Raw genomic sequence first — 22,095 nt, forward strand, 5'->3', positions numbered from 1 at the left:
CCACACCACCCCGAAGGGGAACACATGTCACAGGAGAAACTCCGGATCGCCGTTGTCGGCGCTGGCTACTGGGGTCCGAATCTCGCGCGCAATTTCTCGGCAAGCCCCGAGTGGGAGCTCGTCGCGATCTGCGACCTGGACCGGGAGAGGGCCAGTCGACTAGCCGAGCAGTCTGGCCAGGTGTCAGTGGTCACGTCCCTGACCGAACTGCTGGAATCCGACATTATCGACGCGATCGCGATCGCCACTCCGGCGCGAACGCATTATCCGATTGCCATGCAGGCGCTCGCCGCTGGCAAACACGTTGTCGTGGAAAAGCCGCTCGCAGATTCCGGCGGTAATGGCCAGGCGATGGTCCTCGAAGCGGCCACCCGCGGCCTCATCCTCATGGCCGATCACACCTATTGCTATACACCGGCGGTCCTCAAAATCCGAGACCTGATTGCCGATGGAGAACTTGGCGAAATCCTCTTCATCGACTCGGTACGCATCAACCTTGGCCTGATCCAACCCGATGTCGACGTGTTCTGGGACCTCGCCCCGCATGACCTTTCCATCCTCGATTTTGTCCTTCCTGGCGGCCTCAGGCCAACGGCGGTGGCTGCGCAGGGAGCAGACCCGCTCGGGGCAGGGAGATCCTGCATCGGTTACCTCACGCTCCCGCTGGAAAGCGGCGCGATCGCCCACGTGCACGTGAACTGGCTGAGTCCAACCAAGATCCGTCAGATGGTGATCGGCGGAAGCAAGCGCACGCTCGTCTGGGACGACCTCAATCCGCAACAGCGGCTCAGCGTGTACGACCGTGGCGTCGATCTCGGTAAGCAATCTGCCGGGCGCTCCGACGAGAGGGACGCGAACATTTCTTACCGACTCGGTGACACCTGGTCTCCCGCCCTTCCCGAGCGAGAAGCGCTCTCGACCATGGCGGCGGAGTTCGCTTCCAGCATCCGGTCCGGCCGGCCCTCCCGCACTGACGGAGAAGCCGGGCTTCGGGTTCTCTCGGTGCTCGAAGCGGCAACTCGAAGCCTGGCCCAATCCGGAGCCGCGGTAATCCCTATACGAGGCGAACAGATGGAGACGGCGCGATGAGTGATTTGCACGGAGCACAGGTTCTGGTCACCGGCGGAGCAGGCACGATTGGGTCGACCATCGTAGATCAGCTTCTCGAGGCCGGGGTGGATCATGTCGATGTGCTCGACAACCTGGTTCGAGGGCGCAGGGCGAATCTCGACGGTGCCATTCAGTCCGGACGGGTCACCCTCGTCGAGGGTGACATTCGCGACCGTGACCTGGTCCACGACGTCACGCGTGGCAAAGATCTGGTCTTTCACCAGGCGGCGATCCGCATCACACAGTGCGCCGAAGACCCGCGACTGGCGCTCGAGGTGCTCGTCGACGGTACCTTCAACGTTCTCGAAGCAGCGGTGGAGGCATCCGTCGATAAGGTCATCGCGGCGTCGAGCGCTTCCGTCTATGGCATGGCCGAGCAGTTCCCCACCACGGAACGCCACCACCACCACAACAACGACACGTTCTATGGAGCGGCCAAGTCGTTCAACGAAGGGATGCTGCGGAGTTTCCGTGCGATGTACGGACTCGACTTCACCCTCCTGCGTTACTTCAACGTTTACGGACCTCGCATGGATGTGCACGGTGTGTACACCGAAGTGCTTGTGCGCTGGATGGAGCGGATCGCCGACGGCAAGCCGCCGCTGATCTTCGGCGATGGTCGGCAGACCATGGACTTCGTCTTCACTACCGACATCGCCAGGGCAAACCTGCTCGCCGCAGCGTCGGGGACCACCGATGGCGTCTACAACATTGCGAGTGGAACCGAGACGAGTCTTCTCGATCTCGCCGAAACGCTGTTGCGGGCGATGGACTCTGACCTCGAGGTCGAACATGGCCCTGAACGCGCCGTTAATGGCGTGGCCCGCCGCCTCGCAGACACGTCGGCCGCCAGCCGGGACCTGGGGTTCGACGCCACAGTTCCGCTCGAGGACGGTCTCCGTCAGCTCGTCGCGTGGTGGCAGCCGCTGCGCGACGAGATCTCAACGACGCAGTCGGCGGTACCGGCATGACCCGCATCAACGTGATGAAGCCCTGGCTCGGCGCGGAAGAGATCGCGGCGGTCACCGCGGTTCTCGAGTCCGGCTGGGTCGCTCAGGGGCCGCAGGTCGCGCGTTTCGAAACGCTTTTCGCGGATGCCATGGACGCGTCGTTCGCGGTCGCAACGTCCAATTGCACGACTGCGCTGCACCTTGCCCTGGTGGTTGCAGGCGTCCGTGCCGGTGACGACGTTGTCGTGCCGTCGTTCTCGTTCATCGCGACGGCGAATGCGCCGACATACGTCGGCGCGCGACCGGTCTTCGCCGATGTCGACAGAGACACCGGAAACGTGACAGCAACCACGATTGCCGAAGCCCTCACCGAACGGACAACCGCGGTTATCGTCGTCGATCAGGGCGGCGTCCCCGCTGACCTCGATCCCATCCGTGCTCTCTGCGATGAGCGCGGCATTCGTGTTATCGAGGACGCCGCTTGCGGCGCGGGATCGACCTATCGGGGTGCCCCGGTCGGGGCGGGGGCTGATATCGCGGCCTGGTCGTTCCATCCCCGCAAACTTCTCACGACGGGTGAGGGCGGGATGCTCACGACAAACAGGGAGGCCTGGGCCGATCGAGCGCGGCGACTTCGGGAGCACTCGATGAGTGTGTCTGCCACCGCGCGTCACTCGAGCGTGCTTGCTCCGCCCGAGGAGTACAGCGAGATCGGCTTCAACTACCGCATGACCGATCTTCAGGCAGCTGTCGGTATCGTTCAGCTCGGTCGACTGGCCGAGATCGTCGTGCGACGACGGGAGGTGGCGGCAACTTATGCTGAGACCCTCGCCGATGTCGACGGAATCCGGGTCGTAACCGACCCTCCGTGGGGAACGAGCAACTTCCAATCCCTGTGGCTGGAAGTTGGTTCCGGCTATCCCCTGACCAGGGACGGGCTCCTGGAGCACCTCGCCGCTGCTGACATCTCTGCCCGCCGCGGCATTATGGCGTCTCACCGCCAGCCCGCCTACCGAGGTCGGGATACCGGCTCAGCTGACCTTTCTGTGACGGAACTGCTCACGGACACGACCCTGATTCTGCCGGTGTTCCATCAGATCACCCCGGACGAAATCGGGCGGGTGGTCGACGCGATCAAGGAACCGGCAGGTCACCGGATGGCCGATCGAGGTCACGTTGACGCGAGGAGGTGACGGATGGAGAAAACTCTGTTGATCGGGGCCAGCGGGCTAGCTCGCGAAGCGCTCGCGTTGGCACGGGCTGGCTCATCCCACACGGTGTTCGGGATACTCGACGACGGCTGGGCGGATATGGGCGAGTCCTTCGCCGGACTGCCCGTTCTCGGTGCCATTGAACGAGCCGTTGACTACATCGACACCAAGCTCCTCGTTTGCGTTGGCGCTGGAGCTGTCAGGGAAGCGATTGTCGACCGACTTGCACTGCTCGGGGTTGAGCGGGATGCGTACACAACGCTCGTGGATCCGAGCGTGAGCAACAACGGCGGCGCCACCGTGGGGCCCGGATCAATAGTGCTGGCACACGCCGTTCTCACCGCCGATGTCTCGATCGGCAGTCACGTCGTCGTTATGCCGAACGTCACCCTGACCCACGGCGACACGGTGGAGGACTTCGGAACCATAGCGGCGGGAGCGACGTTTGGTGGCGACGTACGAATCGGACGAGGCGCCTATATCGGGATGAACGCCTCGGTGAGACAGCGCCTGAACGTCGGTCAATACGCCGTGCTCGGGATGGGAGCAGTTCTGCTCCAACACCTTCCTGACGGAGAAACGTGGGCCGGAATACCGGCCAGGGCTCTTGGTGCACCGCCTGAGATCATCACTCCAATCCCGCCAGCGGCTGGTGCGGCACCAACAACCGAAAGGTCATCATGAACGTTCTCCAGAGGATCCCGCTCGTGGACCTGGGCGCGCAGCAGGCGGAAGTGAGTGAAGAGATCAACGCGGGTTTGAGGGATGTGTTTGACAACACCGCGTTCATCGGTGGTCCGCAAGTAGGCGAATTCGAGAAGGCGTATGCCCGGCTGGTTGGCACCGTCCATTGCGTCGGGGTTGCCAACGGCACAGACGCTCTCGAGCTTGCGCTCCGGGCTTCCGGGGTCACGCCGGGCGGAGAGGTGATTCTGCCGGCGAATACATTCATCGCGACAGCCGAAGCCGTCTCACGGATCGGTGCGCGACCGGTTCTTGTCGATGTCGACCAGACGCATCTGCTCATCGACCCGAGTCGTGTCGCGGAGGCCGTGACCGACCTGACGCAGGCGATCGTTCCCGTGCATCTTTTCGGGCAGGTCGCCCCGGTCGAACTCCTGACGCCGATCGCGCTCGCGAGCGGCGCTGTGATCGTGGAAGATGCGGCGCAGTCGCAGGGCGCAACCAGGCACGGCAAGGCGGCCGGCTCGCTGGGTGTGGCGGCAGGTACCAGCTTCTACCCGGGCAAGAACCTGGGAGCCGCAGGCGACGCCGGCGCTGTGACGACGAGCAGTGACCAGGTTGCGGCGCATGTCCGACTCCTCGGCGCCCATGGAAGCGCCGTCAAATACCAACACGACGTTATCGGAATGAACTCGCGCCTCGACACGGTCCAGGCCGTCGTCCTGAACGCCAAGCTACGCCGTCTCGAAGGGTGGAACGAGGCTCGTCGAACGGCGGCTGCTTACTACGCCGAATTGCTTGCCGATGTCGACCCGGTTACATTGCCCCAGACTTCTGCCGGGAACGTCGACGCGTGGCATCTTTACGTCATTCGGGTAGCGGAGCGCGATCGGATCATGCGAGTGCTCGGAGAAGCCGGCGTCGGGGTGGGAGTCCACTACCCGGTGCCTGTGCACAGGACTCGCGCTTTCAAACACCTCGGCTACAGTGCCGGCGCCTTTCCCGTGACGGAAGCCGCAGCCGAAACGATGCTCTCCCTTCCTATCTACCCGCACATCACTCGTGAGCAGCAGCGCTACGTGGTGCGCCATCTGGTGAATGCGTTGCAGCAGTGACCAGGTCTTCCCGGAGCGATCCCGCCGGCCGTCGCGCCCAGCAGGGCGCTTCGAGTGCATTCGCCTGGAGCCTGGCAAATACGCTGGTGTCCAGGGTTGCAACCCTGGGGATCGGTATTGTTCTCGCTCGCGTGCTTGGCCCCGAATCCTTCGGCACCTTTGCCGTCGCTCTCATCGCGCTGATGGCGGTCCTCAGCTTCAATGAGCTGGGGGTCAGCCTGGCGATCGTGCGATGGCCAGACGATCCGAAGAGGATCGTGCCAACCGTTAACACGATCTCTGTGTTGGGCAGTGCGGTCTTCTGCGCCGCAGCCTTTGCGGCCGCTCCCGTTTTCACCGCTGCTATGGGAGATCCTGAGGCCACGGACGTGGTACGCGTCCTGATAATCAGTGTTCTCGTCAACGGCATAGTGGCGTCACCTGCCGCGCTTCTCCAGCGTGAGTTCAGGGAAAAGCCCCGCATGATCATCGATCAGATCAACGTCTGGGGAGGGTCGGTGCTTTCGGTCGTTCTCGCGCTCGCGGGTATGGGCGCCATGTCGCTGGCAATAGGGCGACTTGTGGGCAGCGTCATCGCGGCAGTGCTATTTTTGGTCGTTTCGCCGATGCCGTACCGCTTCGGACTCGACCGGGCAGTCGTCGGGCCTTTGCTGCGTTTCGGGTTGCCGCTCGCCGGCACGAGCATCATCGTTTTCGTGGTCGGCTACGCCGATCAGTTGATCGTTGGGAGCGTCCTCGGGGGCGTCTACCTGGGGTTCTACGTCCTGGCCTTCAACCTGTCGAACTGGCCGGTCAGTATCGTGTCGCAGCCGCTGCGGCGGGTCGCCCCTGCGGCATTCTCTTCGCTGCAACACCGGGAGACAGAAATGCAGGGAGCGTTGGTGTCACTCGTTGGCATCGTTGCCGCTGCGATCCTTCCTCTCATCGCGTTCATCGCCGGGGCGGCCGTACCTTTGGTCAGCTTTGTCTACGGGAGCGAGTGGATCCCGGCAGCGAGCGCGCTCTCCTGGCTCGTCCTTGGTGCTACCTGCAGGGTGTTTTGCGAGCTGGCATACGACTACCTCGTGGTTAAGGGGAAGTCGGGCACGGTCTTCTCCGTGCAGGTCGGCAGTCTGGTGGTTTTGATTCCGGCTTTGACCGCTGGTGCACTCACGAACGGTTTGGCGGGGTTGGCGGCAGCGCAGGCAATCACATCACTCATCCTGATTCTGCCGCTTTACGCGTGGCGCCTCTCGCGCAGTGGTATCGCGGTTCGTCGGTTGCTGGGTGCCGTCTGGATGCCGATCAGCCTCGCGGCCCTGGTCGGCGTCGCTGTCTGGTTTCTCTCCTCCCGAATCGAGAGCCCACTCGTTGCTCTTATGTCGGGACTGACGCTGGCCGGAGCGGTTTCATTGGCGATGGTGTATCGGCGCCGCGCAGACCTTCAGATATTGCGAGCTATCGGTCGTGCGGGTAGCGCAGGGCGCAGCGGGGCAGGTAGTCCGACGTCGGACGAGGAGATGGCGAAGTGAGAGTTCTCGTTTACCCCCATGACCTGGGGATCGGCGGAAGCCAGATCAATGCGATCGAGATAGCCGGGGCGGTCCAGCGCCTGGGGCATGACGTGGTTGTGTTCGGCCGTCCCGGGCCTCTCGTGCAGCAAATTGACCGCAACGGTCTCGAATTCATCGAGTCACCGAGGCCTCACCGAAGGCCTTCTCCCAACGTCGTGCTCGCACTCTCCAAATTGGTGAGGGGCCGCGCTGTGGACATCGTCCACGGGTACGAATGGCCGCCAGCGCTCGAGGGCCTCGCAGCGATTCGGTCCGCTGGGAGAGGGTCGGCGGTAGCGACGGTGATGTCCATGTCGGTTGCGCCGTTCATTCCGAAATACATGCCGTTGATCGTCGGCACCGATCAAATTGCCCACGCTGAACGAGGCTTCGGGCGGGAATCCGTTGCGCTCATCGAGCCCCCGGTGGATCTGGAACAGAATCGACCGGACGGCGACTTCGGCCAGGAACAGTTCAGGACGACATGGGGGCTTGCCCCCGGCAGGTTGGTTGTTTCGCTCGTTACGCGCCTGGCCGACGAGTTGAAGCTGGAAGGGGTGCTTGCCGCCATCGCCGCCATTGGGGAGTTATCGGTGAACCTTCCGGTCTGCCTCCTTATCGTCGGCGACGGACCAGCGAGAGCCCGTGTGGAGCGCGAGGCAGCACAGGTGAATGGCGCGAGGGGCAGTGGAACGGTCGTCGTTACCGGGCAGCTTGACGACCCGCGCGCCGCGTATGCGGTGGCCGACATCGCGCTCGGTATGGGAGGTTCCGCGCTTCGATCCCTCGCTTTCGGAAAGCCGTTGGTGGTTCAAGGGGAGCGGGGATACTGGGAATTGTTGACGCCGTCGTCGCTTTCGCAGTTCCTCTGGCGCGGTTGGTATGGGATCGGACAGGACGCCCTCCGGGGGCCCGAAGTGCTGGCATCAATCCTTCGAGACCTGCTCAGCGACGAAGTATTGCGACGCGAGCTCGGACTATTCGGCCTCCAGACCGTGGGAGAGAGGTTCTCACTCGAGGGGGCGGCGCGCCGTCAACTGGAGATCTATGACGAGGTGTCGACGGCGCGGCGGATCCGTCGGGTCGGTGACGATGTCCGTGCCATCCGGGCGTTCGCGGGATACGAACTGGGCAGGGTGGCCGACCGCGTAAAAGGCACCCTCAAAAGTGACGATTTCAACTCAGCGCCGGTGGCGGGGGCCTCACCCCTGGATAGCGCGCGATGGACAGGAGCGGTGCGATGAGCGCGGAAGCAACGGTGGTCTGGATTTCCGGTACGAACTGGGACGACGTTCCCGGAACAGACCAGCGAATGGTACTTGCCATCGCTGACTCTGTTCACGTGATCTGGGTGGACCCTCCGGTCGGATGGAATCCGTTAGGCGGAGCTCAGCCCAGGCTCATGGCGCGAGACGTGCTGCCCGGCGTGACCCGCCTGACGATCACGACCCTGCCGGGCGTGACCAGGCCTGTAATCCGAAGCGCAACGTCGTGGCTTCTCAGCGACCAGATCCGGAAGCTTGTGGCCGCGAGGAGCGCTCACGTCGTTGCAACGGTTGTGGCGTTCCCTCTGGCTCGCTTTCCCGAGGGCATCGGCGGGATCAGAGTGCTCTATGTTACGGACGACTGGTTAGCAGGGGCTCGGCTCATGGGCCTATCCCGAGCGTCGGTGAAGAGAATCCTCACGAAAAATCTCCAGAGAGCGGACTTTGTTGCGGCCGTCTCGCCGCAACTTCTTGAGCAGTTATCGCTTCTTGTCGACCATCGGGGTGAATCGGTTGTTCTCCCCAACGGGAGTCCGCTCCCTGTCAGCGATTACCGGCCAGCCGTGCGAGATCGCGTTGTGGGGCTCGTTGGACAGCTCAATGAGCGGCTTGACCTCGGGGTCCTCGAAGCTGTGCGGGATACCGGGGTAGCAATCCGCGTGATCGGGCCGCGATCGCACGGAAGCGCCGGCTTTGAGCGGCGGCTGGACCGCTTCCTGGCCTCACCCAATGTCGAGTGGGCCGGTGCTGTACCGGGCGGCGAGGTGCAGGAGCACCTGTCGCGGCTCGCCCTCGGGCTGACGCCCTATGTGAATTCGGCCTTCAACCGCGCAAGCTTCCCGCTGAAAACTCTTGAGTATCTCGCAGCGGGAATTCCGGTGGTTTCAACCGATCTGCCGTCTTCCCGTTGGCTGAACACCCCTCATATCACCCTCTGTTCCGAGCCTTCCGACTTCGCGCGTGCGGTAGAGACCGCGCTCCAGCAGCCGGAGGATACCGCCGCGGCCCTGGCGCGCCAGGACTTTGCCAGACTGCACAGCTGGGATGCGCGCGCCAAACAATTCCTCCAACTCGTGGACCAACAGGTTTCCCCGTCTCCAAGCGGGGACGGCGGGAACCTTGCCCGAGAGAGGAACCTGTCGTGACCGGGCCGCTTCCCGCTGGTGAGAGCCAGGGCCTGTCACTCAGTGTTGTCACACCGAGCTACCGCCCGGACAAGGAGCTCTGTGTTGATCTCGTCGCCAGTGTGTTACGGAATACCGGCGACACGGTCGTTCATCACGTGATTGTTCCGCAGAAGGACCTCGGGACGTTTCGGGGCCTCGCGAGCCGCCGGACCGTCATCGAGCCAGCAGATGCGTATCTGCCGAGAAACTTCCTCAAGGTGCCTCGGGCGAATATCTGGATCAATTTCCGCCGACCCTATCCGCCTGTGAGAGGGTGGATCACCCAGCAGATTCTCAAACTGGCGGTCGCAGCCTCGATGACGACCGACGTCGTTCTGCTGATCGACTCCGACCTGGTGCTCATCCGTCCGATCACCGGTGAGACCTTTGGCGCCGACGGTACTGTTGCCTTGTTTCGCGTGCCACAGGGTATCGACGGGACCCTGCCACGCCATCGTCTGTGGCATGACGCCGCTCGTCGGCTGCTCGGGCTCTCAGCGACTCCACCTGGCCCGCTCCCCGATTACATCTGCTGTCCTTGTGCATGGAGTCCCACGATCGTGCGGTCCATGCTCCGGCGGATCGAGGCTACTACTGGCCGTCAGTGGCAAACGGCCGTTGCGCGGGAACTCCACTTCTCCGAAATGATCCTCTACGGGGTGTACGTGGATGAGATTTTCGATCGCGACCGCCTGCGTCCGTCGACGGGCGACATGAGGTGTGTCAACCATTACGAAGAGACACCGCTGACCCAAGAAGAGTTGGGTGATTTGCTTGCACATACCCGACCGTCGGATATAGCGGTCATGATTTCGGCAAAGTCGGGTACCGCGTTGGAGGTTCGGCGCGCTGCGTTCAGAGACTTTGAGGCGCCGGCGGCCGGTTGACAACCAGAAGGGGTCAGTGGCTTTTCGTGGAAGCGACAGGGTGGGAAACACCCGGGCGGGCGCGGTCTGGCTCTGAGGGTTGACGGACGCTCGTCACTTTCCTCGCCCTGTAGGGAATTTGGTTCGGGGAAACAGTGCCGCCTGTGCCGCCACTGCCGCCTGGCCCGCCTGTGCCTGGGCCAGGGGCCGGTGAGCCCGGCGCGGGCCGGCTGCCGCTCATTTCGAGCGAACGGGCGAGAGAAATGGCTCCGAACAGGAGCACGCCGCCGCCGAGTGCTACCAGGATGACCGACCGGAGGCGGCTGGAGAACTGCTCCTCCGCCCGGTCTGGCGACGATATTGCCAGAGCCGTGAAGAGGTAGGTTTCATCCGCCCCATTGACGGTCTGTATCGCGCGTAACTCGCTGACCAGCACATCGCCCAACGCCCGCGTGGTCGCGACGGCGTCTTCGGGCGCCGTTGAAACCCCCACTATATCGATGACGAACCCGTTTCCATTTGCGCTGCGGGCCACCGTGTAGTCAGGGCTGAGGCCCGCGTCCTCCAGAGACTCCATCATCGACCTGTCGCCTAACCGAGTGATCAGGACGTCCGAGATGAGCGCAGGGTCGGACGAGCGCAGGTATGGATTGTCGGAGTTCAGCTCGGCGAGCTCAGGGTGCTCGAGGAGTTCCGTTTCCGTTGGTACCCGGGGATTGACCATTGCGAAGCTCATGTTGGCTTCGTAGGACCGCGGGCCGAACTGGAATACGTAGCCTGCTGCAAGGAGGGTGAGGAGCAATACCGGGAGGACATACGCTTTGTGTCGCCACACCGTCTTCAAGACACTCATCGGGTCCACAGGGTGCCTCCATCATGTTCTCCGGATCGCGTGGACGTTCCAGCGACGGTCGGCCTCGCCGTTACCAAATCTGAGGAATACTCCTTTTTTACCATGATCCAAATGGCACCGCCTAGACCCACAAACACGGGGTAGAGGAGCGCGAAGACGGGAAATGACAGGGAATCGAAGGTCGCGGAGCACGCGGCGGCGACCATCCCGCCCGCGGCAACGGCCCCGGCGAGGGTGCGAAGCTCGGAACTCTGCGCCCGTCTGGCCGCGGCCAGGGTGGCGAAGGCTGGGATGGTCAGATAGGCGATCAGGCATGCCAGTCCGACAAGCCCCATCGATACCAGGGTGGTCAGATACTGGTTGTCGAGAATCTGCAGAGCGTTTGTCGGCAGGTAAGTCCCAGGGCCGGTGCCGACGAGTGGATGGGCCTCCACCATCTCCGCTACTCGGGGGTAGTTGTTGGTCCTGGTGCTGATTGAGGGGTCGCTTGCGTCTGCGGTGAGGGCGCCGGTGAGCGTGCTGACGAGCCCAGGTACTCCGAGAAAAAGGCCGACGATGGCCGCTGGCGAGAGCACCAGTGCCCACTGCCGTGCGGCCCGGGGCAGAAAGGGGAGAAAGGTCAGGATGCCCACAACCGCTCCGAGGACACCTGAGCGGGAGATTGTCGTCGCAACGGCGAAAACAAGCAGGAGGGTTCCTGCCCAATGGACGATCTTCTTGCCCTTCGGATCGTGTAGCCCCCTCCAAATGGAGATCGGGAGAAGCATCGAGCAGACGACGCCCAGTTCGATCGGCGTAAAGGTCGTGCCCGCGACCCTGATCAGGGCACCACGCACTTGGAAGGTCGTGTCACCGCCGTTGTACACGAACCCTGGCATGGCTTGCTGAATCCACTCCACAGGATTGATGTGCAGATAAAACTGGGTCACCGCCACGAGGCAGCAGAACGTTCCGCCGGCGAGAAGAGCTCTGACCACAACGAGTGCGTCGTCGATCGTGCGAACGGTTTCTGTGATGACCAGGATCAGGCCGGCGCTCGCGAAGAGCAACAGGAGCCACCGGTCGGCCGACGCCCGACCGGCGATGGTGCTCTCGCCCACCCAGCCCGCATAAAGCGCGACATACGACGCGCAGGTGCCCAGGATCAGCAGTGCGAGCCCGATGCGCCCGGGGTGGCGAAAGACGACTGGGTCATGAAGGCCGAACAGCCATGACGCCAACCACAGCGCGAACAGGGTCAGGGCGAGAAGCAGCGGAACTGTACCCGCCGCCCCCAACGGCTCGAGGATCATGCTCGCGGGGAAGAAGAAGATGCTGAATGCCGCGAAGCGGAGCAAGAGCGGCGGCGACGTACGCCGACGCGCTTCTCCTGCGCGCGGCTGAGGCAGACTCACTCGAGGCACCGTGGATCTGCCGGGGCACTGTAAATGTGGACCGCGTTTCCGTCTTCAAAGCCGTCGCTGAATGCGCCGTTGATTGCGGACACAATGCGGTCTTCGCCAATCACCGTCAGGGGGCCAGTACCCACGCAGGCATTCGTGATGGTCACCGTTTGTGCCTCCTGCTGCGTCGATCCGGCGAAGACATACACGCGACCGTCGTGCACCTTGGTCATGTGGTCTACGCCCCCGGCGGAGGTGGTGACGCCGTCAAGGAAGGGTGCATTCAGCACCGGTGCCAGGCTCGCGATCTGGGCGTTTACCGCGGTGACCGTCGGTCGTACCGCTGAGCCACAATCGTCACGGAGTACATGTTGTGACAGGCAGCTTCCCCCGAAATTGTGATTGAAGTACACAACGCCACGAGCGCCATGGATGATGCTGCTCCAGACGGCCGCGCGGATTTGGGGCCCTGTGATCGTTGGCGCGTAACTTTCACTAAACGGGTGGCCGACTTCAACAAAAGCCCACACGGGCTTGCTCCCCGTCGGCTCGACCAGCGAACGCACGCGGTCGACAGTCCACCCGTAATTGCTCGCCAGGCGGCATTCGGCCTGGGTCAATGACCGGCCGCCGACCATTTGGCCGCCCTCGGACGGGCCGCAGATATTCGGGTCAGTGAACCAGTAGTTGTCGACCGAAACCACATCCTGATAGTCGTTCACAAATCGAGCTGCTTCGTCGTCTGTCTGCCAAAAAGTCACACCCTTTCCGTAGTTCGTGTAGGCCAGGATGCCCGGACCGATCTGCCTGCGGAGAGTGTCCATGATGGTGTAACCGCACTGTGCGCCAGCCGGAGCGCAGATCGGTCCCTGCCCCGGGTCGTTTCCGGTCCACGCGGCGCTTCCCGGACCGCCCCACATATCCGCTTCATCGGTCGTGAGCCGCCCGGCCGTGCCTGGCATGTCATTGCCGGTAATGGCGTATGGGCCGGTCGGACCCAGCAAGGACGTGTCTGAATTTGACGTCAGCTCGACATACAGGTTGAGCCCGGCGTCTCGATCACGCTGGACATCGCGACGAGTCAGGATGCTCTCGTACCACACGCCGACCGGGAAGAAGCTCGCGTCGGTCGGCAGGGAGTTGGAGAACTGGTCGAAGTAGTCCGGGCCGCCGTCGACCTGGCGCAGTGTGCCGACGGACGTTGTCGGGTCGCCCGGCTCTGCCGGTGGCGTCACGATCGGTGGCGTCGCTGGTTCGCTCGGTTGGGGCTGTGAAGCGAGCGACGGTGTGAAGCTGACGTCGACGAAGTAGTTGGAGTTTTCCCAGCTGTCCGTGGGAAATGCTGACTCGCCGTAACTGTAGACGCCGGCACCGGCGGGAAGCGCGAGATCTCCCCGGGTCGTCGGAGAGTCGAAATCGCCGATCGTGACCGAATAGTGTCCGCCGGGCGCGTGGTACGAGACCACGTATGGTTCATTGGCTCGGATCTTCACCGGTGACGCCAGGGTCGCGGTTTGCCACCCCGATGTCGACTCGCTCGCAAATGTCGTTTGCGCCAGCAGCACGCCTTCCCCTGTCCACAGCGAGCCGGTGTGCAAGCCCGTGTTCAGCGGTGATTTGTAGAATCGGATGCTGTCCACCGAGCCGTCTGTTGTGCTGCTGAATTTCATTCCAAGCTCGACAGGGGCGGTATCGGGGTCAGTCATGGTGCGTGGGGACACGGCCGGATCCAGGGCCGTCTGGCTCGCCGCGTATGCCGCCTGGAAGGAGCCCAGAGCCAGAAGCACGGCGACCACCGATGAGATTGTCACTCGGAATCGGCTGGTGGCGCGGCGCTTTTCGGGCTGGCGGGCGCGATGAAATAAAGACATGATCCGACCTTCTGAATTGGTGCGTGCGAAAGAGATATTCGGGTTCCCTCCACTCGATAGTCCCCCATACGGGGGGCTTTGTCGACATATTCTCAGGTTGAGAAGGCGTGTACCTCATGGCGACTGTCGACTCGTGCTGTCCCGTTCCCAGGCGCCGGGCGCGCCGCCGCGACCTGACCATGGCGGCGGAAAACGCGAAACCATGGCGAGAAAGGTATAGGCAAGCGCGTCGAGGGCGCTCGCGATCCCGCGGATGCTGAGGACGAGTTCCTTGAGGCTCGTTGACGGAGACGTGCCGCTGAACTCCGAGACCCCCCGCTGGTTGCGGCGCAGGATCGAGAGCAGTGCCGCTGTCGTCCGCGGGGTTCGAACGCGCACGGGGACGGTCGTCACTATGTGTTTCTCTTCCGGCGCGAACAGGCGATCGACGTAGAGGTCGTCCGCGGTCACAGCGGGAAATGACTCGAAACGTTCATGCCCGGACTCGCTGAGCGCGTAGACCCCGGCGCCCCACAACGCGAACCGCGTCGACGGCATCCGTCTGCGCGCTCGATAGTAGGCGCGGACGAGCGCGGATGCTCCGCTGGTGTCGTAACGGTAGATCGGTCGGGCAGCGGGTACCGAACCGGTGAGCGTGCGGAATACCCGCGCGACGGCATCCGGCTCGATTTCGATGTCGGCGTCAAGGTACAGCCGTGGCCATCGGGTGACCCAGGCGTCGCCGGCGTTGAGCGCCGCCGTCTTCGATGCTTCGGAAATTTCGAGAACGTGTACCCCCGTGTGCTTGCGAGCACGCTCGGCCGTATCGTCGGTGCACCCGTTGCAGATCACACAGATTTCGACGTTGTCGAACTCGGCAATGGGCGCGAGGTGCCGAAGTGTGCGGTCGATCACCGAGGCCTCGTTGTGAGCGGGGATAAGGATCGCGCCAGACGGGAATTCGGTGAGAACCATTACTCGGATGCTCCTGTCGCGCGGGGAAGGGACTGCCACGATTTCCTGCGAATCACAAAGCGCAGCGATCGACGGTGGTCCGGCTGTGAGAAGCGCAGCAGTTCGTGCAGGACGACTGCGAGGCGGTACGCGCCCGCATATCCGGGTCCGTGCCCTTTCTCGACGTACCGGACGCGGTTGACGGTCATGAGTGCCACGAGGTCTGACGAGGTCCCTGACCCTCCCTGGCTGTGCCGGACGACGGCGTCCGGTTCGAACCAGACCACTTCACCCGCGTCGCGGACTCGCCGGAAGTAGTCGACCTCTTCCGAGTAAAGGAAGAACCGTTCATCCCAGCCACCGACGAGGTTGGCGACGTCGCCCCGGATGAGAAGCGCTGCGCCGGTTGCCCACTCCACCGTGTGAGCCCGGCGATACGGCGCAGGGCCATAGACCATCTCCGAGAGCCAGCCGGGTCGAGTGGCCCAGCGGCTGCCGAAGAGGGCGTCACCGATCGCCCGGGACAGTGTCGGTTCCCGGCGCAGTGATTCGTAGGTCACGCGGGAGTCCTCGAGAATGCGCGGCACGACGACACCGGCGGCCGAGTATTCGACGCGGGCGAGCAGTGTCCGGATGGCACCGGGCTCAACCTCGAGGTCGGGGTTGAGCACCAGAATCGCTTCCGCGTCTCCCACGTGCTCGCGGGCGGCGTTGATGCCCGCCGCGTATCCGACGTTGCCCGCCGTTCGAAACGCGATCACGTCCGGATGACGCGCCACCATCTCGAGCGTGCCGTCGACGGAATGATTGTCGGCAACGATGACCCTGAGACGCGAGTGCTCTGCTTCGTGGCGCAGGCTCGAAATCAGGCGGTCGATGTCAGCGGCACTGTTGTAGGTCACGATGACGACGGCGACGTCGGCCCGCGTGCCGGGGCCCGCGAACGTTGCGTCTGCCGTCGAACCGAGCGGAGTCACGCCGTTGGTGAGCGTCATGTCTCACCGCCCGGCGGCGGTACGGCGGTATCCGCTCTCACCGGAAGACCCGGTGCGGCCCCGGATGCCATGATCCTGAGCAGCGCGGTCGGCCCCTCGACGAGATAACGTCGCCCGAGACGGCGTGGTTCGAGTACGAGGCGCCATGCCCATTCGAGTCCCGCCGATGACACCCACTTCGGCGCTCGCCGTACCCGTCCGGCGAGGAAGTCCACAACGGCGCCAAAGGCGAGGAGCACCGTTGCATGCGTCGCGGGGCCGTACTCCGCGATCCACAATTCCTGTCGCGGTTTGCCGAGCCCGACAATGAGAATGTCGGTCTTTGCATCGCTGATTTCCTGACTGATGCGGCCACAGGCATCCGGATCTGACAGCTCTTCACGCGCTGGCGACCAGAATCCGGAGATCTGCAGTGACGGTCGGGTCAATCGGAGGTAGCTGCTCAGCAGCTCCTGCGTTTCGGGCGAGCCGCCGAGAAAGCCCACGGACGCACCGGTTTGCTCGGCGCGGTCAAGGAGCGGAGTTATGAGATCGCTCCCAGCGAGCCGTGGGCAATCCTCGCCGACGAGCTGGCGGGCCCGCACGGCGACCGGTGCGCCGTCGATGAGATTGAGCCATTCCACCGGGGGGTGGGTGGGCGGTCGTGTGGGCGCGATGAGCCTGGTTCCCCATTTGGACCCGGTGCCGAAGTGGTGGATGTGGTCGAGATTGATGGATGCCACGGCGAGCGGCGTCGTTTCGTGGGCCAGTGGACGGGACGCGATGAGGTCGACAGCTTCGTCGAACCCCCTCACATCGACAGGAACTCCACCGAGGGTGATCCGGCGTTCAGGGACGAGCGTCATTTCGTCACCACCGATGGTGACCAGGCGTGCTCGATGAACAGCGACGGCGCCGTCGCTCCCTCACTGTCGATTGCCCATACGTCGCTGTCGCCGATCGCGTCCTCGCGAGCCAGGCCGTACAGGAGCGTCGAGTCGTCGAGCCACTCCACCTGGTCGTCGACATTTTTTGATTCTGGAAGCACAACTTCCTCCTCGGTTGTCAGGGTCAGTACTGCGATTCCCCAGTGCGGGGCTTCCGGAGTTCCGGAATTCTTCTTGTAAGCGACGCGACTCCCGTCGGGCGAGAGTGACGGGCACTCGGCATTGCTCGCGACCGCCGTGAGTGTGCGCTCGAGCAGGTCTCCGTGCACCAGCCAGGTCTGGCCGCCCGACGACGCCGTCGCGTAGAAGGTCGTGTCGTCTGCGGCGAAGGTGACGCCCCAGATGTTCCGGTCTGCCGCCGTGAGGCGCTCACCGTCGATGAACAGGGCGAAGTCTTCGAGGTTGCCGTAGCTCTCGCCGCCGACTCGCGAGACGACCGTCTCCGTGGAGAAGCCCACGGTCGCGTAGGAATGTCCCGTCACAAAAGAGGTCGTGGAGACGAGGGAGCCGTCACGAGACAGTCGTGTGCGACTCGGGATGCCGGGAAGCGGCCACGATGCCACCTCCGTGCCGGCGAGGTCGAAGACGGTGGCTGAGAAGGTCGTTGGGATGCCCCGCTGAATGCGCAGGCAGGACAGCACACCGGCAGCAGCATAGACCCGGTCGCAGGCGGTGTCGCTGAGCGCCCGGTCCGCGGACGGAGTCTGAAGCGGGACTGTGGCCACCTTCCCGTAGCCATGGCCCTCTGCGGTGTTCCTGAACACGATCCGTGGCAGAGCGGCATCCGTTCTGAGCGACGTCGTACGTACTTCACTTGGCCCCGCTGCCCGCGCCTGGTACCTGGAGTACGCCGAAGTGCCGTAGGCAATCGCTGCGCCGAGGACGAGGGCGGAAATGAGCAGGAGCGAGAGCCATTTGGTCCGTGAGATGGTCATGCCGGCCTCACCGTCCTGAGCGCATCGCGGAGGAGGACGATGGTCACCGGGATGACGACGGCGAGGGCGGTGGCGGCGACGAGCATGGCACCGTCCCGTCCGAGCGAATACCAGAGCAATCCGAAGCCGACGGAAGCGAGGAGCCGGGACAGCGCGACTGCGGTCTGCGCCGCGGCGATGCCGCTGGCGAGGGTGTCGACCGGTGTGGTCTGGGAGGCCAGCGCCGCGAGGATGCCGTCGCTCGCCGCGTAGAACGCCCCGAGCAGGACCAGGCAGGTGATGGTGAGCTGCCAGCCGGTGGCAGGAACTGCGGCGCACACGTAAGCAGCGAGCAAGGCGACGTGGCCGAGGATAAAGACGCGTGCCCGGCCGAATCGGTCAGCGAATCGGCCCAGTGGGATGGCGAGGGCAAGGAACGCGACGTTCGTGCCGACGTAGAGCAGCGGAAAGTACTCGGTGGCGAACCCGCTCTTGCTCTGCAGGACCAGGTAGATGAACCCGTCGCCGACGGTGACGAGGCCGAGCAGGCCAGCCGTGAGCAGCAGGCGACGAAGCCGTGAGTCGTTGAGGTCACGCCAGCGGAACCGCGCCGCGGGTACAGCCCCGGTTGTGGCGCGCTCCGCCCGCGGGTGCTTGTTCGGCACGAGGATGCCGAGGATGACGACGCCGATGATCGCGAAGGCGAGGGAAACAACGAAAATTGTGCTGTAGCCATCCGGAATGAAAAACAGGATCGCGAAGGCCAGAAGCGGGCCGAGAGCAGCGCCGACCGTGTCGAGCGCGCGATGTACGCCGAACGACCGAGCGAGGGTGCCGGGGTCTGAGGATGCCGTGATGAGGGCATCGCGCGGGGCGGTTCGTACTCCCTTGCCCAGCCGGTCGAGAGCGATAACAGCGCTGAGTGCCGCGAAGCCACTCGCGAACAGCAGGCCCACCCGGGCGACGGCGGAGATGCCGTAGCCGAAGAAGGCAACCCATTTGGGCTGGTCGCCCCTGTCCGCTGCATACCCGCCGGCGATCCTGACCACGGCGCTGATGCCCTGGTAGAGGCCGTCGATGACGCCGTAGGCGACCGTCGACAGTCCGATGACGCCCGTGATGTACAGGGGAAGTATCGCTGACACCGATTCGGTCGAGATGTCGGTGAACATGCTCACTATGCCGAGTGCGATCACCACGGACGACACCCGCGTTGAAGCGGATCGGGTGGGTCGCCGCGCGGGAGACGACTCGGCCTGTTCTGCCGGTCCGGCGTCGGAGAGTGAAATGTACATTGTTGTGCTCTGTCCCTAGGCCGCAGTGAATGCGCCAAAGACGCTGTACGCGGTGTCGCCGGATGCGGAAGGGGTGACGGTGAGAAGGATCGTGTCCGTGCCCCGGGAGAACAGCAGAGCGCTCGAGCCGTCCGCTGCGGGAGCTATGGAGTCGACAAGATGGTGCGCAGCGAAACTAACGCGGTAGAACTCGAGGACGTCGGCCGTGGTCGACGGCGTTGTGCCGACGAGTGTCACCTGGAGCCGGTTTTCGGCGGACGCGACGGAGCTCGACCGCACGGCCGTGTCCTCCTCGAGTGGAATGATCGCCGAGGGGAACCCGGCAACGAGGGAGCCGGTGGCGCTCGCCGTTGCGGGCAGCGGAGTCGTGACGAGTCCCGGCAGCGGGGGAGAGACAGGGCGCCCGAGCGGGCTCGTTTTCTCCGGAGCGGGCAGGACTTCGGATGATGTCCGGTCGTTTACCGGTCCGGTTTCGCCGTCCCCACCCGGCTGAGCGGCACCGTTCCCGCCGGACGGGGCGGACGGGCTATCGGTGGCAGCGGACGGCGGGACGATACCGGTGCCTCCTGCTACGGCATCCGCCTCACCTGTCGATAATGGTGACGAGGTTCCTGGAACGTTGGCGGCGGGGGCCGTGTCGAGAATGGCGGAGAAGACAACGATCGAAGCGGCGAGGGCCAGCACTGTAACGATCGCGGTCAGTGCGAGGCGAGACGCCCGGTCTGTCATCCGCCGGCCTTCGCCCGGGAAGGGACGTCAGCCGATCGGAGACGACCCGCTCCGCCTGTCTGCGGGAGGACCGCCGTGAGCACGCCATTGTGCTCGCGGTATTCATCTCCCGTCGATGGGCACTGGAACAGGCCGTCTCCGATGGATTCGAGGGGCACCCCGGCGCGGCCAACCCAGCCGATCCGGCGAGCGGGCACTCCAACCACCAGGGCGTGGTCCGGAACGTCCTGGGTCACCACCGCTCCGGCGGCGACGAGCGCCCATGCCCCGATGGTCACGGGGGCGATGCAGACGGCACGCGCCCCAATGGACGCGCCGGTGCGCACCGTGACGCCGACGGCATCCCAGTCCTCTGCATCCTTGCGTTTGCCGTCGACGGTGATGGCGCGGGGGAAGACGTCGTTGGTGAAGACGGCTGCCGGACCGACGAAGACGCCGTCTTCGAGAACAGCGGGCTCATAGACGAGGGCGTAGTTCTGGATCTTGCAGTTGTCGCCGAGAACCACGCCTGGACCGATGTAGGAGCCGCGGCCGAGGATGCAGCCCGCGCCGATCCTGGCGCGCTCACGTACCTGGGCAAGGTGCCAGACGAGCGTGCCGTCTCCAATGCGCGCCAGGCCGTCGACGTCGGCGGTATCCGCGATGTGCGGTGGCCTCCCCGGGCGATCCGACGCCTCGTGAGTGGCGAATGGAACGGTCATGTCAGTACGCCCCAATCGGCTTCAGCAGTACTTTGAGGGTGCGCCAGACGATCATGAGGTCGCCGGTGAGTGACCAGTTCTCCACGTAGTAGAGATCGAGGCGGACGCTCTCGTCCCAGCTGAGGTCGCTTCGTCCGTTCACCTGCCACATGCCGGTGAGTCCCGGCTTGATGTAAAGGCGGCGGTGCACATGGCTCTCATAGGCCTCGACCTCCCGGGGGAGCGGCGGACGCGGTCCGACGAGGCTCATGTGGCCGAGGAGGACATTCCAGAGTTGTGGCAGCTCGTCGAGCGAGAACTTCCGGAGCACTCGGCCGATTGTGGTGACGCGCGGGTCGTCCTTGAGCTTGAACAGCACGCCATTTCCCTCGTTCTGGTCGACGAGTTGTGCGAGGTCGCTCTCCGCGGTGGTCACCATCGACCGGAACTTCACCATCCGGAAGGTGCGCTGGCCGCGGCCAACCCGTTCCTGGGTGAAGAAGACAGGTCCGCCGTCGTCGAGTTTGATGAGCAGGGCGATGGCAACGAAGACCGGGGTGAGGGCGACGATTCCCGCCGCAGTGGCCGCGACGTCGAATGCTCGCTTGAGGACGTGCTTTCCGCCCTCGAATTGTGGGATTTCAACGTGGATGAGGGGCAGCCCCTCAACCGGGCGGAAGTGAATCCGCGGCCCGGCGACATCCGTCAATTGCGACGCCAGGACGAGGTCGGTGGCCGTGCCCTCAAGTTGCCAGCCGAGGCTCCGGATGAAGTTCGCTCCGCCTTTGGGCTGACCGGCGATGATGACGGTGTCCGCACCGACATTGCGGGCGACCTGCGCAACATCCGTTGTACCGAGCACGGGAACAGGCTTCTGACCCGTCGTCACGGTGTGAGCATCCGTGTCCGAAACGACAGCGCCGACGACGTTGTACCCGGCACCCGATTTCTGCTGGATCTGGCGGATGACGTAGCCGACGTCGTCGAGCTCCCCGACGACGAGGGCCCGGCACAGGTAGTGGTCGAGCGTACGCTGCGAAACCAGCCAGCGCCGCCACAGCCAGTGGGCGCCGAGGAGGCTGACCGTACCGAGGGGGAGGGCGAGCATGAAATATCCGCGGGCGATGTCGACCTTGAAGACCAGGAAGACGATGGCAAGGAGGCCGAACGCGGTGGCGCTGGCGTTGACGATGCGCTTGTATTCGGTTGCCCCGACACCGATGACCCGCGAGTCATGCACACCGAACGCGACGAGCGCCACAAGCCAGGCGACAACGATCGTGGCGGAGATCAGGATGTACTGGGCGTCCTCGATTCGCGCGCTCGCCGGGATGGCCTCGATTCCGAAACGGAGCAGGAAGGCTACCGTGACGGCGAAGACGATGGTGGCAAAGTCCGTGATGCGTAACCGGACGCGATAATTGCGGGCCCATACTCGCTCGGACTCCTGGCGGAGGGTGTGGTCGCGCGCGTCCGGAGCGGGTCGGGTCGAGATCCGGCTGAACCCGGGGAAGAAGATTCGTGATTTGATTTCGGTCATGGTGTGCCACGTCTGGTCGCTGAAAAGGGATGCCGTCTGAGGGGGCGCTGAGGTGGCTGGGTCAGAGGAGCGAGCCAC

General features: G+C 64.1%; 20 protein-coding genes. 9 read left to right on the forward strand and 11 right to left on the reverse strand.

Going from position 1 to position 22,095, the window contains the following annotated elements:
• Nucleotides 1–24: 24 nt before the first annotated feature.
• The 9 genes from AC1C2N_RS08805 to AC1C2N_RS08845 all read left to right on the forward strand — a co-directional run bounded on the left by AC1C2N_RS08805 (nucleotide 25) and on the right by AC1C2N_RS08845 (nucleotide 9,920).
• Nucleotides 25–1,089 (forward strand): Gfo/Idh/MocA family protein, encoded by a 1,065-nt coding sequence (locus AC1C2N_RS08805; protein ID WP_495433698.1) that lies wholly within the window; start codon nucleotides 25–27, stop codon nucleotides 1,087–1,089.
• On the forward strand, nucleotides 1,086–2,081 hold the full coding sequence (locus AC1C2N_RS08810; protein WP_495433699.1) for an NAD-dependent epimerase/dehydratase family protein: 996 nt from the start codon (nucleotides 1,086–1,088) through the stop codon (nucleotides 2,079–2,081). Before AC1C2N_RS08805 ends, AC1C2N_RS08810 begins: the two co-directional genes overlap by 4 nt.
• On the forward strand, nucleotides 2,078–3,253 hold the full coding sequence (locus AC1C2N_RS08815; protein WP_483405957.1) for a DegT/DnrJ/EryC1/StrS family aminotransferase: 1,176 nt from the start codon (nucleotides 2,078–2,080) through the stop codon (nucleotides 3,251–3,253). The genes AC1C2N_RS08810 and AC1C2N_RS08815 overlap by 4 nt, the downstream gene beginning before the upstream one ends.
• Before the next feature lie 3 nt (nucleotides 3,254–3,256).
• Complete coding sequence (locus AC1C2N_RS08820) at nucleotides 3,257–3,955, forward strand: NeuD/PglB/VioB family sugar acetyltransferase (RefSeq protein WP_483405956.1); 699 nt, start codon at nucleotides 3,257–3,259, stop codon at nucleotides 3,953–3,955.
• Nucleotides 3,952–5,070, forward strand: a complete 1,119-nt coding sequence (locus tag AC1C2N_RS08825; protein WP_495433700.1) for a DegT/DnrJ/EryC1/StrS family aminotransferase — start codon at nucleotides 3,952–3,954, stop codon at nucleotides 5,068–5,070. The genes AC1C2N_RS08820 and AC1C2N_RS08825 overlap by 4 nt, the downstream gene beginning before the upstream one ends.
• Nucleotides 5,067–6,581 carry an oligosaccharide flippase family protein gene (locus AC1C2N_RS08830; protein ID WP_483405954.1) on the forward strand — a complete coding sequence of 505 codons (1,515 nt, stop codon included), beginning with the start codon at nucleotides 5,067–5,069 and terminating at the stop codon, nucleotides 6,579–6,581. The genes AC1C2N_RS08825 and AC1C2N_RS08830 overlap by 4 nt, the downstream gene beginning before the upstream one ends.
• The gene (locus tag AC1C2N_RS08835; RefSeq protein WP_495433701.1) at nucleotides 6,578–7,846 is read left to right on the forward strand and encodes a glycosyltransferase; all 1,269 of its coding nucleotides are present in this window, start codon (nucleotides 6,578–6,580) and stop codon (nucleotides 7,844–7,846) included. Before AC1C2N_RS08830 ends, AC1C2N_RS08835 begins: the two co-directional genes overlap by 4 nt.
• A 158-nt stretch (nucleotides 7,847–8,004) precedes the next feature.
• Nucleotides 8,005–9,012, forward strand: coding sequence for a glycosyltransferase family protein (locus AC1C2N_RS08840; RefSeq protein WP_483405952.1), 1,008 nt, complete (start codon nucleotides 8,005–8,007; stop codon nucleotides 9,010–9,012).
• A complete protein-coding gene (locus tag AC1C2N_RS08845; protein ID WP_495433702.1) occupies nucleotides 9,009–9,920 on the forward strand; it encodes a DUF6492 family protein in 912 nt (303 codons plus the stop codon). The genes AC1C2N_RS08840 and AC1C2N_RS08845 overlap by 4 nt, the downstream gene beginning before the upstream one ends.
• A 13-nt stretch (nucleotides 9,921–9,933) precedes the next feature.
• Here the strand turns inward: AC1C2N_RS08845 and AC1C2N_RS08850 are convergent, their stop codons facing one another.
• From AC1C2N_RS08850 to AC1C2N_RS08900, 11 genes are all read right to left on the reverse strand, one after another.
• Nucleotides 9,934–10,752 carry a chain-length determining protein gene (locus AC1C2N_RS08850; protein WP_483405950.1) on the reverse strand — a complete coding sequence of 273 codons (819 nt, stop codon included), beginning with the start codon at nucleotides 10,750–10,752 and terminating at the stop codon, nucleotides 9,934–9,936.
• The gene (locus AC1C2N_RS08855) at nucleotides 10,749–12,146 is read right to left on the reverse strand and encodes an O-antigen ligase family protein (protein WP_483405949.1); all 1,398 of its coding nucleotides are present in this window, start codon (nucleotides 12,144–12,146) and stop codon (nucleotides 10,749–10,751) included. The genes AC1C2N_RS08850 and AC1C2N_RS08855 overlap by 4 nt, the downstream gene beginning before the upstream one ends.
• Nucleotides 12,143–13,945: a DUF4082 domain-containing protein gene (locus AC1C2N_RS08860; RefSeq protein ID WP_495433703.1), complete on the reverse strand. Its 1,803-nt coding sequence runs from the start codon at nucleotides 13,943–13,945 to the stop codon at nucleotides 12,143–12,145. The genes AC1C2N_RS08855 and AC1C2N_RS08860 overlap by 4 nt, the downstream gene beginning before the upstream one ends.
• 174 nt (nucleotides 13,946–14,119) lie before the next feature.
• Nucleotides 14,120–14,959, reverse strand: a complete 840-nt coding sequence (locus tag AC1C2N_RS08865) for a glycosyltransferase (RefSeq protein WP_495433704.1) — start codon at nucleotides 14,957–14,959, stop codon at nucleotides 14,120–14,122.
• Nucleotides 14,959–15,933 (reverse strand): glycosyltransferase family 2 protein, encoded by a 975-nt coding sequence (locus tag AC1C2N_RS08870; protein ID WP_495433705.1) that lies wholly within the window; start codon nucleotides 15,931–15,933, stop codon nucleotides 14,959–14,961. Before AC1C2N_RS08870 ends, AC1C2N_RS08865 begins: the two co-directional genes overlap by 1 nt.
• Nucleotides 15,930–16,778 (reverse strand): WecB/TagA/CpsF family glycosyltransferase, encoded by an 849-nt coding sequence (locus tag AC1C2N_RS08875; RefSeq protein WP_483405945.1) that lies wholly within the window; start codon nucleotides 16,776–16,778, stop codon nucleotides 15,930–15,932. Before AC1C2N_RS08875 ends, AC1C2N_RS08870 begins: the two co-directional genes overlap by 4 nt.
• Nucleotides 16,775–17,794, reverse strand: coding sequence for a TolB-like translocation protein (locus tag AC1C2N_RS08880; protein ID WP_495433706.1), 1,020 nt, complete (start codon nucleotides 17,792–17,794; stop codon nucleotides 16,775–16,777). The genes AC1C2N_RS08875 and AC1C2N_RS08880 overlap by 4 nt, the downstream gene beginning before the upstream one ends.
• Nucleotides 17,791–19,068 (reverse strand): MFS transporter, encoded by a 1,278-nt coding sequence (locus tag AC1C2N_RS08885; protein WP_495433707.1) that lies wholly within the window; start codon nucleotides 19,066–19,068, stop codon nucleotides 17,791–17,793. Before AC1C2N_RS08885 ends, AC1C2N_RS08880 begins: the two co-directional genes overlap by 4 nt.
• Nucleotides 19,069–19,083: 15 nt before the next feature.
• Nucleotides 19,084–19,797 carry a hypothetical protein gene (locus tag AC1C2N_RS08890; protein WP_495433708.1) on the reverse strand — a complete coding sequence of 238 codons (714 nt, stop codon included), beginning with the start codon at nucleotides 19,795–19,797 and terminating at the stop codon, nucleotides 19,084–19,086.
• A complete protein-coding gene (locus AC1C2N_RS08895; RefSeq protein WP_483405941.1) occupies nucleotides 19,794–20,498 on the reverse strand; it encodes an acyltransferase in 705 nt (234 codons plus the stop codon). The genes AC1C2N_RS08890 and AC1C2N_RS08895 overlap by 4 nt, the downstream gene beginning before the upstream one ends.
• 1 nt (nucleotide 20,499) lies before the next feature.
• Nucleotides 20,500–22,017, reverse strand: a complete 1,518-nt coding sequence (locus tag AC1C2N_RS08900; protein WP_495433709.1) for a sugar transferase — start codon at nucleotides 22,015–22,017, stop codon at nucleotides 20,500–20,502.
• Nucleotides 22,018–22,095: the final 78 nt, after the last annotated feature.

This window comes from Mycetocola sp. Y791, from assembly GCF_059445325.1.